This window comes from Streptomyces endocoffeicus, assembly GCF_016741935.1.
Classification (GTDB): domain Bacteria; phylum Actinomycetota; class Actinomycetes; order Streptomycetales; family Streptomycetaceae; genus Streptomyces; species Streptomyces endocoffeicus.
Map to the genome: position 1 here is coordinate 631,354 of NZ_JAERRG010000002.1, position 18,224 is coordinate 649,577.

Annotated in this window: 12 protein-coding genes and 2 pseudogenes; 8 read left to right on the forward strand and 6 right to left on the reverse strand. The window is 70.5% G+C overall.

Going from position 1 to position 18,224, the window contains the following annotated elements; genetic code table 11:
* Positions 1-100 precede the first annotated feature (100 nt).
* The 5 genes from JK364_RS10170 to ppdK all read left to right on the forward strand — a co-directional run bounded on the left by JK364_RS10170 (position 101) and on the right by ppdK (position 11,360).
* Entirely contained in the window at positions 101-1,351 is a 1,251-nt protein-coding gene (locus tag JK364_RS10170; protein ID WP_201849760.1) for a lipase family protein, read from the forward strand.
* Positions 1,348-3,573 carry a VMAP-C domain-containing protein gene (locus JK364_RS57505; protein ID WP_201849762.1) on the forward strand — a complete coding sequence of 742 codons (2,226 nt, stop codon included), beginning with the start codon at positions 1,348-1,350 and terminating at the stop codon, positions 3,571-3,573. The genes JK364_RS10170 and JK364_RS57505 overlap by 4 nt, the downstream gene beginning before the upstream one ends.
* A 15-nt stretch (positions 3,574-3,588) precedes the next feature.
* The gene (locus JK364_RS10180) at positions 3,589-4,551 is read left to right on the forward strand and encodes an AAA family ATPase (protein ID WP_201849764.1); all 963 of its coding nucleotides are present in this window, start codon (positions 3,589-3,591) and stop codon (positions 4,549-4,551) included.
* Positions 4,548-8,066 carry an SAV_2336 N-terminal domain-related protein gene (locus JK364_RS56915; RefSeq protein WP_201849766.1) on the forward strand — a complete coding sequence of 1,173 codons (3,519 nt, stop codon included), beginning with the start codon at positions 4,548-4,550 and terminating at the stop codon, positions 8,064-8,066. Before JK364_RS10180 ends, JK364_RS56915 begins: the two co-directional genes overlap by 4 nt.
* A 567-nt stretch (positions 8,067-8,633) precedes the next feature.
* Positions 8,634-11,360, forward strand: a complete 2,727-nt coding sequence (gene ppdK / locus JK364_RS10190) for a pyruvate, phosphate dikinase (RefSeq protein ID WP_201849768.1) — start codon at positions 8,634-8,636, stop codon at positions 11,358-11,360.
* Positions 11,361-11,444: 84 nt separating this feature from the next.
* On the opposite strand, the pseudogene JK364_RS58010 reads toward ppdK, so the two are convergent.
* Together JK364_RS58010 and JK364_RS10195 are read right to left on the reverse strand one after the other, a co-directional pair.
* A pseudogene (locus JK364_RS58010) lies at positions 11,445-11,741 on the reverse strand (DUF6087 family protein); the annotation flags it as partial.
* A 466-nt stretch (positions 11,742-12,207) separates the two neighbouring features.
* Positions 12,208-12,465: pseudogene (locus JK364_RS10195) on the reverse strand (transposase); the annotation flags it as partial.
* Positions 12,466-12,604: 139 nt separating this feature from the next.
* Here JK364_RS10195 and JK364_RS55205 point away from each other — a divergent pair.
* Positions 12,605-12,817: a Tn3 family transposase gene (locus JK364_RS55205; protein WP_230991657.1), complete on the forward strand. Its 213-nt coding sequence runs from the start codon at positions 12,605-12,607 to the stop codon at positions 12,815-12,817.
* Between the two features lie 135 nt (positions 12,818-12,952).
* Here JK364_RS55205 and JK364_RS10205 read toward each other — a convergent pair whose 3' ends face one another.
* The 4 genes from JK364_RS10205 to JK364_RS10220 all read right to left on the reverse strand — a co-directional run bounded on the left by JK364_RS10205 (position 12,953) and on the right by JK364_RS10220 (position 16,379).
* A complete protein-coding gene (locus JK364_RS10205; RefSeq protein ID WP_201849770.1) occupies positions 12,953-13,735 on the reverse strand; it encodes a pentapeptide repeat-containing protein in 783 nt (260 codons plus the stop codon).
* Positions 13,732-14,064: a hypothetical protein gene (locus JK364_RS10210; RefSeq protein ID WP_201849772.1), complete on the reverse strand. Its 333-nt coding sequence runs from the start codon at positions 14,062-14,064 to the stop codon at positions 13,732-13,734. The genes JK364_RS10205 and JK364_RS10210 overlap by 4 nt, the downstream gene beginning before the upstream one ends.
* Positions 14,061-14,492 carry a DUF6313 family protein gene (locus JK364_RS55210; RefSeq protein WP_201849774.1) on the reverse strand — a complete coding sequence of 144 codons (432 nt, stop codon included), beginning with the start codon at positions 14,490-14,492 and terminating at the stop codon, positions 14,061-14,063. Before JK364_RS55210 ends, JK364_RS10210 begins: the two co-directional genes overlap by 4 nt.
* Before the next feature lie 696 nt (positions 14,493-15,188).
* Entirely contained in the window at positions 15,189-16,379 is a 1,191-nt protein-coding gene (locus JK364_RS10220; RefSeq protein WP_443732258.1) for an IS110 family RNA-guided transposase, read from the reverse strand.
* A gap of 519 nt (positions 16,380-16,898) precedes the next feature.
* Here JK364_RS10220 and JK364_RS10225 point away from each other — a divergent pair.
* Together JK364_RS10225 and JK364_RS10230 are read left to right on the forward strand one after the other, a co-directional pair.
* Entirely contained in the window at positions 16,899-17,453 is a 555-nt protein-coding gene (locus JK364_RS10225; protein WP_307841214.1) for a TnsA-like heteromeric transposase endonuclease subunit, read from the forward strand.
* A gap of 476 nt (positions 17,454-17,929) precedes the next feature.
* The gene (locus tag JK364_RS10230) at positions 17,930-18,196 is read left to right on the forward strand and encodes a hypothetical protein (protein ID WP_201849778.1); all 267 of its coding nucleotides are present in this window, start codon (positions 17,930-17,932) and stop codon (positions 18,194-18,196) included.
* Positions 18,197-18,224: the final 28 nt, after the last annotated feature.

Below are 18,224 nucleotides of genomic sequence, written 5' to 3' on the forward strand. Positions count from 1 at the left end.
CCGGCGGCGGGCTCCGTAGTCCGGGGGTCACATGGGGTCATCACCGGTTAAAGTGATGGGCTCGTGGTCGCGGTGGGATCTGGACGATCTGGGGGGATCGGTGGCAAGCGTCGTCTTCGTCCACGGCACGGGGGTCCGGGCCAAGTCGTACGAGAAGAGCCTCGCGCGGGTCGTGAGCGGCCTGGGGCGGGTGAGAGCCGATATCCCGGTCGCCCGCTGTTTCTGGGGCGAGGAGCACGGAGCCTCGCTGGGGCTCGGCGGGGCGTCGCTCCCGGTGCGCACGAAGAACCGCGGCGTCGGCGGTGACGGCGCGCTGGACGAGGACGATCCGCTGGCCGTCTGGGCGCTGCTGGAGGTCGATCCGCTCGCGGAGCTGCGGGAGTTCGCGCAGGCGGCGCACGACGACGGCGAGGAGACGGGCTTCGCGCCCGGCCGCGTCGACCCCTGGGAGACCGTCGCCGACAAGGTGCGCGGCCTGACGCTGGAGCCGGTGGCGCCCGGGGCGGAGGAGTCCGGCGGCAGCCTGCCGCGGCTCATCGCGGATCTCGCGCCGCATCTCGACGAGGCCGCCGACCGGGTTGCCGACGAGATCTCCGGCAGTCTGGGCGGCACCTCGCCCGCCGACGGCATCGAGCCCCTCGCGGCCCGCGCCGTGTACGCCCTGGCCGTCCAGCGCGCCGAGGGCCCGTACGGCGACGACGAGCCGCTCGCGGTGGACGGCGCCGACCGCGACACGGTCGTCGGCGCGCTCACCGATCAGCTGGGCGGCGGCGACCGGGGCGGATTCATCGCCGGTGCCGCGAAGGCCGTCGCCGTACGGGCGCTCAACTCCTATCTCTCGCCGCTGTCTTCACTGGCCCATACCTTCCGCGGCGGGATCACCAAGGGTGCCGTCCCGGCCAGTGGTGACATCCTCCGCTACCAGGTGCGCGGCGCCGGAGTGCGCGCCGCGATCCGGGCGGCGGTGGGCGACGCGATCGAGTCGGGGAACGGCCCGGTGGTGCTGCTCGCCCACAGCCTCGGCGGTATCGCCTGTGTCGATCTGCTCGCCGAGCCCGATCCGCCCGCCGGGGTGGAGCTGCTGGTGACGGTCGGCTCCCAGGCGCCGTTCCTCTACGAACTGGACGCGCTCACCGCGCTGCGCCGCGACGAACCGCTGCCGGCCGCGTTCCCCCGCTGGATCAACGTCTATGACGAGCAGGATCTGCTCGGCTTCGTCGGGGAGAAGGTCTTCCCCGGCCGGGTCACCGATCTGCGCGTCAACACCCGCCAGCCCTTCCCGCGCGCCCACACCTCGTACTTCGCCCACCAGCGGCTGTACGACCTGCTGGCCCCGGAGCTGCCGAAGTGACAGCGGTGGAGCACGACTGGCGCCGCACCCATGCCGTGATCGTGGCGGTCGAGCAGTACCGCGGCGGTGACGGCTGGACCCTCGACGGCCCGGTGAACGACGCGCTCGCGATGCGGACGTGGCTGACCGGGCTGGGCGTGCCGGCGGAGAACATCCGCCTGCTGGCCTCGCCCACGGAGGGGAACAAGGCCGCCGTGGAAGCGGCGGACCGCGACTACCGCCCGGCGGACGGCCCCACCATCCGTCAGGTCTTCATGGAGGAGCTGCGGTCCCTCGACGCGGACCGGCTGTGGATCTACTGGGCGGGGCACGGCGTACAGGCCCCGGGAGGCCGCTGGAGCCTGCTGTACCCGGAGACGCGGGACCGGGACATGCGGGGTCTCGACGCGCTGAACCTGATGACGCTGCTGCGCACCGAGCATCTGCCGAAGTCGGGCATGGGCCGGGTCACCGTGATCATCGACGCCTGCTGGCAGGCCCTTCCGCTCCGCACCCACCTGATGGTCGCCGAGCCGGAAACGCTCACCAGGAAGCCGGTGATCAACAAATCCCGTGAGATCTACTGGATGCGCGCCTGTCAGCCCGGGGCGGTGTCCAAGAACCAGCAGGGCGCGGGGCTGTTCACCTCCGTGCTGTTACGGCAGCTCGAAGCGGCCTCCGCCGGTGGCGTGGCGCCGGACCTCGACCGGGTGTGGCAGGGGGTCCGGGACGAGTTCGCGCGGCTGGGCCGGGATGAGGGCCTGCGGCAGTTCCCGACCGTGCACATCAGCAGGGGGGACGGGAACGGCGAGGACGTTCCGCTCGGCCGGCCCCGTTCGCCGCTGGACGAGCAGAAGCGGCGGGAGCGCGGCAAGCTGATCCATGCGGTCGGCGCGCTGCTGGGGGAGCGTCCCGGCCGCGCGGCGGAAGTCGTCGTCGGGCTCTGGGAGCAGTTCACCACCGAACCGCCGAGCACGACGCCTCCCTCGGCCGAGGAACTGGTCGACTGGGCGCTGGAGAACCCGCACGGCACCGTCACCCTCCTCGCGGAGCTCAGCGACCGGGCCCCGGTCCGTCCGGAGATCAGTAAGGCATGTCACGCCCTCCAGAACCAGTGGCTGACCCGCGCCGAATACGCGGAGCTGACCGGGCTGCTGGAGCGGCTGGGGCAGCGGGGGCGGTGTGACCTCGCCGAGGAGGCCCGTTCGCTGTTCGGCCTCGTCGAGCTGCCGTTCCACGATCCGGCCCGGCTCGCCGACGCGCTGGAGGAGCTGCTGCCCAAGCCGGACCGGCTCCCCCAACTGCTCAGGGTCGTGGAGCGCTTCGCGGCCGTCGACGACGGGCCGGTCGCCGCCGAACTGCGCGCCTGGTCGCTGCGGTGCGCCGAACGGCTGGGGCTGAAGGGCCAGCTGATGGAGCGGCGCGGCGAGGCCACGGAGTACGCCGAGGCGCTCAAGGCGAACGGGCTCGCCCAGGACCAGGGGGCACCTCCCGGCGGTGGCCGGGGGAGCATCCAGATCCGGCTCCACCGGTCCAGCGGCCCCGGACAGCTGCGCGGGTACGAGGTGTGGACGCGGCGCGGCGAGGACGTCCACGCCCTGGCCAAGGTGGACACCCCCGCCTCCCTGGACGAGATACAGGACGGCCTCGAAGCCCTGCTGAGCGCCCAGCCCTACGCCCCGGACACCCTGCTGGAGTTCTTCGTCTCCGCCACCGACCTCGAACTGGCCGTACACCAATGGCAGTTCGCCCGGCCCGTCAAGCGCCATCTGGGCACGGACTATCCGGTCGTCATGCGCTGCACCGAATTCCGCGAATCCCAGCGCCACGATCTGTGGAAGCGCCGCTGGGACCGGGTCGGCACCGCCGGCACCCAGGAACTGCGCTGGCTGCCGGGCCATATGGACTGCGGTGAGGTGTACCGCGTCGTCCAGCAGTCCATGGACACTCCGGGCGCGCTGACGACCACCCCCTCGCGGGCCCGTGCCGACCTGTTCAACGCCTGTCTGTTCGGCGGGGTACCCGTCCTCATATGGCACGGCGAGGCGGAACCGTCCATAGCGGAGGACGAGATACGCGAACTGCTCGGCGCGGAGCGGCCCCTGCGCTCCCTTCCCCAGCGGCTGCGTGAACTCCGCTCCGACAGCGACCCCTACAAGAGCCACCACGGCAGCCATATGGCCCTCCTGTGGGACGATCCGCACCGCCCGCTCCCCGACCCACTCGACCTGTCCGCACCCTGAGGAGAGACGAAGAAGATGGCACAGGACTGGAGGCTCTTCCAGGGCGGCGACACCCGGCCCCACGAGGTGGAGACCTGGCCCCCCGCCCCGCCGTGGCGGCGCTTCGGCGACGACGCGCGGCGCCGGGACAAGAAGCGGCCGCTGCCGTATCTGATCTCCGACGAGGACCGCGACGTCGTCAACATGGCGCTGCATCTGCACCGCCCGCTGCTGGTCACCGGCCGCCCCGGCACCGGCAAGTCGACCCTGGCCCACGCCATCGCCCGCGAGCTGATGCTGGGCGAGGTGCTGCACTGGCCGGTCAACAGCCGCTCCACGCTCACCGAGGGCCTCTACTCGTACGACGCGGTGGGCAGGCTGCGCGAAGCCTCCCTCAAGCGGCGCGCCGACGAGACCGTCGCGGCCGAGCCGGACATCGGCGACTATCTGCGGCTCGGCGCCCTCGGCACCGCGCTGCTCCCGGCCGGGAAGCCGCGAGTGCTGCTCGTGGACGAGCTCGACAAGGGCGATGTCGACCTGCCCAATGACCTCCTTACGGTCTTCGAGGAGGGCGAGTTCGAGATTCCGGAGCTGGCCCGCCTGGGGGAGGGGAGGACGGTCCAGGTGCAGTACGCCGGCTCCCGCGAGAAGACCGGGATCACCAGCGGCTGGGTCAGCTGCTCCGTCTTCCCCGTCGTCGTCATCACCAGCAACGGCGAGCGCGAGTTCCCCCCGGCGTTTCTGCGCCGCTGCGTCCGGCTCGACCTCAAGCAGCCCGACGAGGCACAGCTCCAGCGGATCGTCACCATGCATCTGGGCGAGGAGGTCGGCGCGCGGGCCCAGGAGCTGATCGCCGACTTCGTGTCCCGGCGCAACGAGCGGGAGCTGGCCACCGATCAGCTGCTCAACGCGGTCCGGCTGCGCTCCTCCGGGGTGCGGGTCGACCAGGACGTCCTCGACAAGCTGTTCCGCTCGCTGAACGAAGTCGACGCGCAATGATCGAGCGGCTGTGCGCCCTGCTGGAGGACGCGGGGGTCGAGCTCTCCGAGGTGGAGCTGCGCGACGTCCTGTGGTTCGCCGCCACCACCGCCCCGGCGCGCGGCGAAGGGGACGGCGACGAACCGCCGCCGTCCCGGCGTCCCGCCGCGCCCGGCTCCGGCGCGGCCGACGGCGAGGACGAGGCGAAGGGCGCCCAGCGGCAGCTCCCCGGGGCACTCACCCCCGGCGAACCCGAGCCAGGGCCCCTCGTCCCCGCCGGGCTCTACGCCCCCGGCGCCGCCCGCCCCGCCGCGGCCCGCCCGGCGCGTGCCGTCGGCGTCCGGGGCGTCCGGGCGCTCCCCGGGACGCGCCGGCTGTCCCGCGCGCTGCGGCCGCTGCGGCGCAGCGTGCCGTCCCGCACCTCCTTCCGCGTCGACGAGACCGCCACCGCCGAGTGGATCGCCGAGACCGGTCTGCCGGACGTGGTGCTGCGCCCCCGCCCGGAGCGCTGGCTGAGCGTCGCGCTCATCGTGGACGACGGCCCCTCGATGGTGCTGTGGCAGCAGCTCGCCGCCGAGGTGCGCGGACTGCTGGAGCGTCAGGGCGCCTTCCGCTCCGTACGGACCTACGGCCTGGACAGCGCCGACGAGGACCGGCCGGTGCTCAGGGCCCGCCCGTACGCCCCCGGCGCCCCGCGCCGCACCGCCCGCCAGCTCACCGACACCTCCGGCCGCACCGTGATGCTGGTCCTCTCGGACGGGGTGGGCCCGGGGTGGCGCGGCGGCGCGATCCCGCGGCTGCTGCGCCGCTGGGCCCGCCACTCGCCGGTGGCGGTGCTCCAGCCACTGCCCGCGCGGATGTGGCCGGAGCGCGGTATGCCCACCCAGCGGCTGCTGGTCGACGCGGGCGGCCGCGAGGGCGCGCCGGGCCGCGCGCTGACGGTGCGCCATCCGGTGCTGCCGCGCGGCCTGGTGTCGTACGACGGCACGACACCGGTGCCCGTGCTGGAGCTGGCCGAGGGCGAGCTGGGCGCGTGGGCGGCGCTCACCGGTACGGGCGGCGGCGGTGAGCCGCTGCCGGTGATGCTGCTGGACGGCGCCGAGAAGCCGGTGGCCGCGCGGGCCACGGCCCATGTCCCCCAGCCGACGGCCGAGGAGCGGCTGCGCCGCTTCCGGGGCGCAGCCTCGCCCGAGGCCCAGCGCCTGGCCGGGGCGCTGGCCACGGTCCATCCGCTGACGCTGCCGGTGATGCGGCTGATCCACCAGGCGGGCGCGGGCCGTGGGGAGCGCTTCCACCCGGCGCAGCTGGCCGAGGTGTTCCTGGGCGGGCTGCTGCGCGGACGGGAGGGGAGCGCGGAGGAGTACGAGTTCCACCCGGGCGTCGCGGACCTGCTGCTGGACGCGGTCAGGACCTCGGACGCGCTGGAGACGGCGGCGCAGGTCACCGAGTTCCTGCTGCACCGCCAGGGCAGCGGGCCCGAGTTCCGCGCCCGGCTCTCCGGCGACCACGGGGACTCCCGGGTGGCCGAGGAGGCCCGCCCGTTCGCGGCGGCGTCACTGGAGCTGCTGTCGCGGCTTGGGCTGCTGGAGGACGCGGCGGAGGACGAACCGCCGGAGCGGGAGGAGCCCCCGCGGCCGCCGCCCGGACCGCCCACCCCGCCCCCGACGCGTGAGGTCCCGCCCCGTTCCTACACCTCCGAACGGGTCCAGCCGCTGATGATCGCGCTGGTGCGGCGGATCGCGGCGGAGGAGGGACTGCCGAGGGGAGTGCGCTATCAGGTCGACCAGGTGCTGGACAACGCCGACGGGCGGAACGAGGAATCCGGCTGGTGGGGCGTGCGGCTTGTGCCCAACTTGGCCCATGGGCTCGTCAGGGCCGGATGGGGGGCCCACGCCGAGGAGCTGAAGGCGGCGGCGCGGGAGCAGATCGCGGGGCTGAGGTCTGCCGAGGACCTCGAATCCCGCAATCTCCGCGGGCATCTGGCGCTCACCCTGAACAAGCTCGGGGAGCACGACGAGGCGGAGCGCGAGCTGCGGGCGGTGGTCGCGGTCTCGGCGCGGGTGCACGGCGAGGAGCACGACTACACGCTCTTCGCCCGCAGCTACCTCGTGGACCTGCTGCACGACGCCGGGCGGCTGGAGGCGGCGGCGGAGGAGTCCCGCACGCTGCTCGAGGCGTGGGACCGGCGGGAGGGCGGCGACCATCGGGCGGAGGTCCTGTCCCGGCGCCAGGCCTATGGGCGGGTGCTGCTGGACCTCGCGCGCGTGGAGGAGGCCGCGCGGGAGTTCCGGGCCGTGGCCGCCGGCCGGCGGGAGCTGGACGGCCCCACGCATGTCAGGACCGTGACCGCGCGGGGCTGGCTGGCCGCCGCGCTGCGCAGGCTCGGGCTGTACGACGAGGCCGAGGCCGAGCTGCGGTCGGCGGTCGAGGACTGCCGCTCGGCGGAGTCGGAGGTGGACGAGGCGCTGCTGACGGCGGAGTACGCCCTCGGCGAGATCCTGGACACCAGGCAGCGCAACGAAGAGGCCGAGGCGCTGTGGCGGGAGTTGATCGAGCGGACCGCCGCGGGCCTGAAGCCGTGGAACTGGCGGATCCGCCGTGCCCGGCGCAACCGCGTTCACCGGCTGCGCGCCCTGGGCCGGTACGCCGAGGCGCAGGCCGAGCTCGACACGCTGGTGGAGGAGACGGTCGGCACGCTCGGGAAATGGCATGACGACTCGCTCATCGCCCAGCGGCTGCGCGCGTTCGTCCTGGAGGACCAACGGCGGTACGACGAAGCGCGGCCGATCTACCGCGAACTCCTGGAGCAGCAGATCCCCGTGTTCGGGGAGGGCCATGCCAACGTTCTGAGCACGCGCTACTGCCTGGCGACCAGCATGCGGCTGGCGGGGCTGAACGAGGAGGCGCTGGCGGAGTACACCGAGGTGCTCGACGACTGGCTCCGCGTCCTCGGACCGGACGCCCAGTCGACCCTCATGACCCGAGGCGGCCGGGCCAGGGTCCTGGCCAACCTGGGACGCCGGGAGGAGGCCGAGGCCGAGTACCGCGTGGTCGTGGAGGCGGAGGCCCGGGTCCTGGGCCGGGACGCGCCGAACGCGCTGACGACGCGGCTGAACCTGGCGGCGCTGGTGCGCGATCAGGAGCGCTACGAGGAGGCCGAGGCGGAATTCCGCCAGGTGGTCGAGGGGCGCGTCCGGGCTCTGGGCGCCGAGGCCGAGTCGACGCTGGCCGCGCGGCACAGCTGGGGGTACGTACTCAACAAGCTCGGCTGGTTCGCGGAGGCCGAGCGGCAGATCCGGGAGACGATCGAGGGGCGGCGCCGCGTGCTGGGCCCGGAGCACGTCAACACCCTCTGGACCCGCCACAACCTCGGCATCACCCTCAAGGGCCTCGGCCGCCTCGACGAGGCGGAGGCCGAATGGCGGGCCGTGGTCGAGATCTGCGAGCGCGCCCTGGGCGAGGAGCACAACTGCGCCGTGCGGACCCGCGAGGCCCTCGCCGGGTTGCGGGAGCCCGGGGACGACCAGGCGTCCTGAAATATGGCCCGATGCATTCGCGGGGAACGGCGGGCCCCGGTCCCCTGATGCGGAGCGGGGCCGTATCAGGGGACCGCGGACGAGGCTGGTTCGCCGCCGCTCGGCATCAGCGGAGGTGGTCGGCCACCCCGCCCGGCGTGTCGCTCATCTGAGCGTGCCCCCTCTCGTTGTATCCAAAAGGCGAGACAATGGGCTATGACAAGGCGTGATTCTCGCCACTCTGATCGGCCCTTCGCTCAGATGAGCGGCGACCGGGAGGTGAACAGGCGGCATCCCGCTGTGCTCACCTCTCCAATGCGTGGCACTCAGTGCCACCCACTTGATGTTCGACGTCTCGAACCATCGGTTACGTATAGTGAAATTCCAAGCGTCCATCACGGGCGGAGGGTGGGTGTGTGTTCGAGGCTTGAAGGCATCTCGTAAGAGTCTCGTTCGGGCGCCGCACTTTCGAACACGTGGCAGGCGGGTGGTTACAGCCGTATGACGGTGGAGTGGACCTGCTCAGGGGCCTTTGATCTGGGTACGCTCCCCGCCGTCAGGGCAGCCGAGCCGAGGAGATCGAGTCCCGTGCCGGAAACACAAGATCAGCAGAAGTTCGTTTACGACTTCACCGAGGGCAACAAGGATCTCAAGGACCTGCTCGGCGGGAAGGGGGCCAACCTCGCCGAGATGACCAATCTCGGTCTCCCCGTGCCACCGGGCTTCACGATCACCACCGAGGCCTGCAAGGTCTACCTGGACAGCGGTGCGGAGCCCCCGGCCCTGCGCGACGAGGTGAGTGCGCACCTCGACGCCCTCGAAGTGAAGATGGGCAAGAAGCTCGGCCAGGCGGACGACCCCCTCCTCGTATCCGTACGGTCCGGCGCCAAATTCTCGATGCCCGGGATGATGGACACCGTCCTCAACATCGGCCTCTCGGACCAGTCCGTGGCCGGGCTTGCCGCGCAGGCGGGTGACGACCGGTTCGCCTGGGACTCCTACCGGCGCCTCATCCAGATGTTCGGCAAGACCGTGCTCGGCGTGGACGGCGACCTCTTCGAGGAGGCCATCGAGCAGGCCAAACACGCCAAGGGCGTCACCGTCGACGTGGACCTCGACGCCGCCGACCTCAAGAAGCTGGTCGGCGAGTTCAAGGAGATCGTCGCCAAGGAGACCGGCCGGGGCTTCCCGCAGGAGCCGCGCGAGCAGATGGACCTCGCCGTACGAGCCGTGTTCGACTCCTGGAACGGCGACCGCGCCAAGCTCTACCGCCGCCAGGAGCGCATCCCCCACGACCTCGGCACCGCGGTCAACATCTGCTCCATGGTCTTCGGCAACCTCGGCCCCGACTCGGGCACCGGCGTCGCCTTCACCCGCGACCCGGCCAGCGGCCACCAGGGCGTCTACGGCGACTACCTGCAGAACGCCCAGGGCGAGGACGTGGTCGCGGGCATCCGCAACACCGTGCCCCTCGCCGACCTCGAGCAGATCGACCAGCGGTCCTACGACCAGCTGATGCAGATCATGGAAACCCTCGAGACGCACTACAAGGACCTGTGCGACATCGAGTTCACCATCGAGCGCGGCAAGCTGTGGATGCTGCAGACCCGCGTCGGCAAGCGCACCGCCGGGGCCGCCTTCCGGATCGCCACCCAACTCGTCGACCAGGGGCTGATCGACGAGCCCGAGGCGCTGCGCCGGGTCAACGGGGCCCAGCTCGCGCAGCTGATGTTCCCGCGCTTCGACGACGAGGTCGCCTCCGGCGACACCGTCCAGAAGATCGGCCGGGGCATCGCCGCGTCCCCGGGCGCCGCCGTCGGCAAGGCCGTCTTCGACTCGTACACCGCCGTCAAATGGTCGCGCTCGGGCGAGAAGGTCATCCTCATCCGCCGCGAGACCAACCCCGACGACCTCGACGGCATGATCGCCGCGGAGGGCATTCTGACCTCGCGCGGCGGCAAGACCTCACACGCCGCCGTCGTCGCCCGCGGCATGGGCAAGACCTGTGTGTGCGGCGCCGAGGAGCTCGAGGTCGACACCAAGCGGCGCCGGATGACGGTGCCCGGCCGGGACGGCAAGGACGGGATCGTGATCGAGGAGGGCGACGTCGTCTCGATCGACGGCTCCTCCGGCAAGGTCTACCTCGGCGAGGTCCCGGTCGTGCCCTCGCCGGTCGTGGAGTACTTCGAGGGCCGGATGCACGCGGGCGCCGACGACGCGGACGAGCTGGTGGGCGCGGTGCACCGGATCATGGCGTACGCGGACCGGGTACGACGGCTGCGGGTACGGGCCAACGCGGACAACGCCGAGGACGCCGCCCGCGCCCGCCGGTTCGGCGCCCAGGGCATCGGGCTCTGCCGCACCGAGCACATGTTCCTCGGCGAGCGCCGCGAGATGGTCGAGCGACTGATCCTCGCCCACGGCGACGAGGAGCGGGACGCGGCGCTGGGCGAGCTGCTGCCGCTCCAGAAGAACGACTTCGTCGAGCTCTTCGAGGCGATGGACGGGCTGCCGGTCACCGTCCGGCTGCTCGACCCGCCGCTGCACGAGTTCCTGCCCGACATCACCGAACTGTCGGTGCGCGTCGCGCTCGCCGAGTCCCGCAAGGACCACAACGAGAACGATCTGCGGCTGCTCCAGGCCGTGCACCGGCTGCACGAGCAGAACCCGATGCTGGGCCTGCGCGGGGTGCGGCTGGGCCTGGTCATCCCCGGGCTGTTCGCCATGCAGGTACGGGCGATCGCCGAGGCCGCCGCCGAGCGCCGGAACGCCAAGGGCGACCCACGGGCCGAGATCATGATTCCGCTCGTCGGCACGGTCCAGGAGCTGGAGATCGTCCGCGAGGAGGCCGAGCGGGTCATCGCGGAGGTCGAACAGGCCCGGGGCGTGGACCTCAAGCTCACCCTCGGCACCATGATCGAGCTGCCGCGCGCCGCGCTGACCGCCGCTCAGATCGCCGAATCCGCCGACTTCTTCTCCTTCGGCACCAACGACCTCACCCAGACCGTCTGGGGCTTCTCCCGGGACGACGTCGAGGCCAGCTTCTTCACCGCCTACCTGGAGAAGGGCATCTTCGGCGTCAGCCCGTTCGAGACCATCGACAAGGACGGCGTCGGCGCCCTCGTCCGCGACGCCGCCCAGGCGGGCCGCGCCACCCGCCCCGACCTCAAGCTGGGGGTCTGCGGTGAGCACGGCGGCGACCCGGAGTCCGTCCACTTCTTCCACGAGGTGGGCCTGGACTACGTCTCCTGCTCCCCGTTCCGCATCCCCGTCGCCCGCCTGGAGTCCGGCCGCGCGGCGGCGAACGGCCGGTAGCGGCCGGTGAACCGGTAGCACCCCATAAGGCCACCGGAGCCGGCGCCGGGAACCCACCCTCACCCCCGGCAGCGGCTCCGGATCTCAAAGGGGGCGGCACCTTGTGCGGAGGTGCCGCCCCCTCTTTTGCCGCCTATTCCGGCGCGTTGGACATGGATGTGCGTCAGGGCCGGTGGAACCGTTCGGTCGGCCGCCATGGTTCGGGCAGTGGCGGCGGCCTGTCGAACGCCGGGGGGAAACCCGCGCGGCCCGGGACGTCGCGTCATCGCCGATCTCGCCGGCGGCAGCCGTGAAGTCCTCGGCGACCCCGACCGGGGTCCACTGGTGTCCGTCCCATTCCTGGACGCCGCGGGGAGCGTCAGGGTTGACATGGGTACCCCGCTCCGGGGAGTGACCCGCCGCTCCCCGAGCGTGGGGCGACGTCGGTCACGGCGTGCTGCCCACCCCTCAAGGGACTCGTCGTCCATGCGGGATGCTCCCTTCTCGTCGACTACGCCCAGTCTGCCGCGTCGGCACCGGGGCCGGGAACAGGCCGTCGGGCTCACAGCGTTGTCGCCCAGCCCCCGCGCGACAGTGTGGTCTCGCCATCAGGGGTGATGGTGACCTTGGCTCCGTACACCGGGAGTTCACCGTTCTCCAGCCACCGCCGGCGGATCTGATCGAGCAGGTCGTACAGGCGGCGCGGGCCGCCCTGATGGACGGTTGCGGTGCGCTCGCCGGCCCCGGTGTGGGCGCGGGCCCAGGAGCCGTCAGCGTGCAGCATCCACGTCATACGGCCGTCGTCCCCGGTGCCCGTGCGGTGTTCGATGCCAGGGACGGTCAGCGAGAGCATCGACCAGACCTCCCGCGCCAGCACCTGCCGCAGCCGGGGCACGTCCACGTTCCCGCTGTTCAGCGCGTCGTACATGGCGCCGTGCCCCCGCCGGTGCTCGGCCACTAGCGTCAGGTCCACCGGCGCCCTCACCGGACCGTCCGCACACAGCAACGCGTCCGCGAGCTCGAACAGCTCGTCCCCGCGCGCGGTCAGGGAGTCGAACAGATCCTCCCGGAAGCGGGACGCTGTCGCGAACGCTTCCCCGGAACCGGGATCAGGCGACAGGCTCACGTTCACGGTCTTCGTCTCGATCGGTGCACCTTGGTCGGAGCACATGATCAGACGAAGGCCGCCCCTCTGTCCCGCGAACGCCCAGGTGAGCGGCCTAGTTCGAGACCCATTTCGACCTCAGACCATAAAAAACAAGCTGATGCAGCAGGTCCTCGCTGACCCGAAGTGGGCCGACACCCTCACCGACGCCGACCGGCGGGCGCTGTCCCCGCTGTTCTGGACCCACGTGAACCCCTACGGCCGGTTCGAGCTGGACTTGAACAGCCGCCTCGACCTGGATCTGACCACCCGGGTGGCCGCAGTGCCTGGGCCGCGCACCCCCGAGGGCGCACCTGCCACCGCCCCGGCGTGACGGGGCGCCGGTAAGAATCGTGTCGCCAGCCGCAACAACTGACCTACTCCGTCGACCAGTCCGACGGGGCGTCCTACTGGTGTGGCTGTCCATCCGTGGTGCTGAACCCACGTGGGACCGCGTGTGCTGGGGCTATCACACCCGTACGGTGTCGTGGTTCGGGCTCTGTCCGCCTCCGCGCACCTGGTAGACGCCCGGACTCACCTCGTCGGACTGCTCGGAGATATCCGATTCCAAGTTGGCAGGCCACAGAGTTTGCCGGTTCCAGATTGCTCCTCCCGGAAGACGCATGTTCGTAGCACCCGTAAGCATCGCGTCGGTCAGGTTCGCCCCGGTCAGGTTCGCGTCGGTCAGGTCCGCGCCAGGCAGGTTTGCCCCGCTGAGGTTTGCGTCGGTCAGGTCTGCGCGGAACAGGTTTATGCGGGGCAAGTTCGCGTCGGTCAGGTTCGCGTGGGTCAGGTTCGCGCCGCTGAGGTTTGTGTTGGTCAGGTCCGCTTGGGTCAGGTTTGCGCGGGTCAGCTTCGCGTGGGTCAGGTTCGCGCCGCTGAGGTTTGTGTTGGTCAGGTCCGCTTGGGTCAGGTCCGCGTTGACCAGGCGCGCGTCGGTCAGGTCCGCGCCGCTCAGGCTCGCGCGGAACAGGTCTGCGTTGCTCAGGTCCGCGCGAGGCAGGTTCGCGCGGCTCAGGTCCGCTTCGACCAGTTTCGCGTGGGTCAGGTTCAGCCGATCCACATCAGACGGCTGCTGCTGGGGCTGGCTGAGCTGAGCGGCCTCAGGGACTGGTTCGCCGGGTGTTTCCTCGGCGTGCTGGGTGATTGCTTCGGCGGTGGACTCGATAGCCGAGGCCGGGGAAACGGGACAGGCGAGGTAGAGCAGTCCGCGCAGGCGGGCTGCGTGCTGGGCGCGTTCGTCGTCCGTCACGTCGCCTCCAGGGTAGGCCGGGGGCTCACAGCGGGGTTCTGCCGCCTGATACAGATGGGACAGCGGTAGTCGGGCAGGTTGCTGACAGACAGAAGGAAGTGGATGGCTTCGTTCTCGGCCCGCTTCACGGTGGCTGAGAGACTGTCTTTCGGGAGTGCTACTCCTCCCATGATGGTCTCGATGAGGCGGGTGAAGTGCCGCTCTGCTTGATCCCAGTCGGGTTCGGCGTCAGGGGCGGCGTCGTTGCGGGGGTGGCGGGCGCCGAACGCCAGGACTGCGGCCTTGACGGCCTCGCTGCCCTGTTTGTGCACGTCGTGCAGGGTGATCACGGGCCGTCTCCGGAGGCCGGTGGCGAGCTGGGGGGTGCGGCCAGGCGACGTAGTTCGCTGAGCACGTCGCTCAGCTCGCGCGCGTGGTGGGCCTGGATCTGCTCGGTGATGATGTAGCCAGCGGCCGCTCCAACGATGGCGGGGATCGCGGCCCAGCCAATCAGGGACAGCGGCCAGGCGCACCATTGGGGGCGGACGCCAGCGGGCGAGGTGATGCCGAGTATCACCTCGTAGGCGTTCGCCCAGCCGATCAGGAATCCGTTCAGCACGTACAGCCCCCCGCACACTGCCAGCACCACGGCGCCGCGGCTGAGCAGCCAGAAGCCGAACCGGGGCAGGGCGTGCCGGTCGGCCCAGCGAGCCCGTAACCGCTGCCGTCGCCCCGGTAGTGGGGGGCCGCCGGGCGGGGGCGAGGGTTCGTGGGACACATCGCTCACGGTAGTAGCTAGATCGTCTGTCGGTCAGGTGAACGGCGGTTTCCACAGCAGGAATTGGGGTGTGCCCCGGCACAAAATGGTGCGGGCGGCCCCAGCGGGGACGGGCGTCGCGGCGCAAGGTGCGGCAGGCCCCCAGGACCGTTGCGGCCCCCCGGTCGGCAGGCCGCAACGACTGTAGGAGCGCGAGGTTAGCCGAGTACCCTTGCCGCATTCCGGTAGGCGTGATCATCTGCGGCTGATGACATGGTTCTTACCGGCACCCCGTGACGGACGCTCAGCCAGCGCCGTGGGCGACGACGCCGTTCCGCACGATCGTCATCTTGTGAGGACCGGCCTCCATGGGCCCACCGGCCAGTCCTACAGCCGCCCCACCCACCACAAGACCGGCACAAAACCACGCCGAACTGCTCAGGAGTCAGTCCGATCGCCCAGCACCGCTCGGGCCACGTCTACTGCATAAGGGCTGATCACGCCCTCCTCGTCCCCCGCTGCCGCATCCTCCAGCCACTCCGCGAGTGGACCCCGCAGTTCGATGTCCGCGCGACGATTCCCCTCCCGCAACGGCTTAACGGCGCGGTGGAGCAGCTCAGCCAGAGCCTCATCGGACTCGATGCGATACGTCATGTCCCTGGAGTTCCAGACCGTCCGGACTACGGGCGGACCTTAAACGACTTCCCAATCGGAATGTCAAGCGGCCATGGTGACCGTTGGTGCTGGTTGATACGACGCTCCGTCGCGGATCATTGCCCACAGAACGTTGGCTCGGCGGCGGGCGAGGGACAGCACAGCCTGTTTGTGTCCCTTCCCTTCGGCACGCTTGCGGTCGTAGTACGCGCGTGAGGCAGGGCAGGACCTGATGCTGGCCATGGAGGAGAGGTAGAACGCCCGCAGGAGGCCGCGGTGGTAGCGGCGGGGTCGGCGCATGTTGCCGCTGACGCGGCCGGAGTCACGTGGCACCGGTGACAGGCCGGCAAACGCCGCAAGCCGGTCCGCCGTCCCGAACGCCTCCATCTCACCGCCGGTGGCGGCAATGAAGGTGGCTCCGAGCATGGCGCCCATGCCGGGAAGGCTGCGGATCACTTCCGCGTGCGGGTGGTCGTGAAACCGGGCCTCGATGAGTGCGTCAAGTTCGGCGACCTCCTCTTCGAGGGCTATCACCCCCTTCGCGAGGCGGGCCACCATCGAGGCGGCCAGTCTCTCTCCCGGCAGGGCGGTGTGCTGGGCCTGGGCAGCCTCAACGGCCGCCTGGGCGAGCGTCGCGGCGCCTTTGACCTTGCGGTTCTTCAGCCATGTCTCAATGCGCTTGGCGCCGCTTCGACGGATGGCGGCCGGCGTTTGGTAGCCGGTCAGCAGCAGCACTGGCCCCTTGTTCGTCAGGCTGAGGGCTCGTTCCAAGGCCGGGCAGATTTCAAGGAGTTGTTCCCGAAGCCGGTTGATCTGGCGGGTGCGGTCGTTGACGAGGTCGGTGCGGCGCCTGACCAGGATCTTGAGATCAACGGCTATCTCGTCACCAGGCCGCAAGACGCCGAGGTCCCTGCGCATGCGAGCCTGATCGGCGATGACGAAGGCGTCCTTGGCATCAGTTTTGCCCTGACCGCGATAGGCGGCCGATGCCTGGTGAACGGCGAGGCCGGTGAGGTAGACCATCGGCTGGTCGTGGCCCAGCAGCAGACCGATGAGCAGTGCCGCACCGCCGTGGTTGATGTCGACCGCCCACAGCGCGTCCTCGGAGAGCGCGAGTACGCCGCTGATCAGCTCCAGCAGCGCGGATTCGTCGTTCAGGACCCGTCTGGACAGAAGGCGCTCGCCCTGCGCGTCGATCACCACGCAATGGTGATGTTCCTTGCCGATGTCCACTCCGGCCCAGATCTCGGGCACGGGCACCTCCGCCAGCTCGTCGTCGCAACAGACCCGCAGACGACCTCGCCGACGTTGTCCTACACAGCGATCGAGTCGCGTATCCCAATGAGCGGTCGAGTCGTCGCGGGGCTCCGGGCGGCCAAGTCATTTGAGCCATCTAACGGCGACAAGCTCACAGCCATACCCGGAACCCCTGGGCCCGACGATCTTACGAATGACCGCCTCAAACCCACGCTTGGAAGGTAGGACAAGCTAAGTGCCTGTATCAGAACCTTGTGTCCTGTCGCACTGAGTCTGTCGGATTCTCACTCGTTCTCGTTCGTGTTGTCGGATTCTCATTGTGTCGCGCGCTGAGCGACGACGTTTGCCCCGTACGTGGGGTTTGATCTCATTTCCTGGTCCGGTTCTCGCGGTACCTGTCACGGTCGTTTTCGGCAGGTACGCGGAGCCGGGGGTGGCGATGGATCTGGGTCTGGTCGATGTCGAGTGGGCTGACGGCGAGAGCGGCGGGCTGCGGAAGTCCGTGCTGGAGGCGGTGTGCCGAGTGCGGTTCGAGTCGGTGCTCCCGGTACGGCGGTCACGTCGTACCGCGGGCAGCGGCACTTCACGGGCTGGTACTGGGCGGCGACGACGCAGTCGCTGGTGGGGCTGGCCTCGCAGCCGTTCCGGGTGACATGGCAGGGAGAGAAGCGCCGGATCTCGCATACGCCGGACTACTTCGTCCGGCTGGAGGACGGCTCGGGCCTGGTCGTCGATGTCCGGCCAGGAGACCGGGTCGGCCCGGAGGACGCGGTGAAGTTCTCGGTGACCGAGGCGATGTGCCAGGAGATGGGCTGCTGGTCCTTCGCGCTGGTGCACGAGCCCGATCCGGTGGAGATGGCCAACGTCCGCTGGCTATCGGGCTACCGGCATCCACGCAACCGGGTCAGCGACGTTGCGAAACGGCTCATGGACGGTGCCGAGGCAGTGGGGGACCCGCTGTCCGTCCTGCCGACGCTCTACCACCTGCTGTGGTGCGGTGACCTGCGTCTTGACCTGGCGGTGTCGCTGGGAGACGGCTCCATGATCGGCTGCGCGGTGAGTCATGGCTGAACTGGCGCCACGCGGAGTTCTGCGGGTCGGGGACAGGATCCGGTTCGAGGGCCGGAACCAGCAGGTCATCGGGCTGGAGGGAGTGCCCTTGCGGCTGCTCAGCGACGAGGGCGACACCAGTGTCATGGCTGCCGGCTACGTGATGGCAGCCGCCGATTTCGAGGTGCTGGTCCCGGGCAGCGAACGGAACACCTGGTCAGCCGCCCCTGCCGCTGTTGCACAGCCTGCCGCAGCCCGACCGCTTCCGTGGTCATCACCCTCTCGCCCGCCCACGTCCACCTCTGCCCGCGGCATCAACTCTGGACCCGATCCACGCACGACATCCCGCTCGTCCCTCTACCGGAAGTCATCGAGGCCCAGCGTCGACTCGACCAGCTCGCCCGCCGTCACCGTCAGATCGGACAAGCCCTCGACCTGGCGCGGAAAATCGTCGAAGACTGGTCCGCCTCCGGAATGCCGATCGACCTCGGGAAAGAATGGACCGATCGCCTCGACCGAGTCTCGCTGCCAGCAAGGAGGTCTCGGCTGAGGAGCGCAGTCACCTCACGGCGTTCCCCGAGATCGTGGTGCTGACGCACCTGATCCTCGACCCGCCCACAGCCGCCCTCGACCCGAAAGAAATCTACCTGGCGACGACCGCCGAGCTGAGCCGACGATTCGCACGGATCTACACCACCCTCGGGACCCAGGACCCCCTCTACCGGCGATTCTGTCTCTACCACGACAGGACATCCACTCGGTGAACCCCGTCGTTTGGCCATTGAGATGACG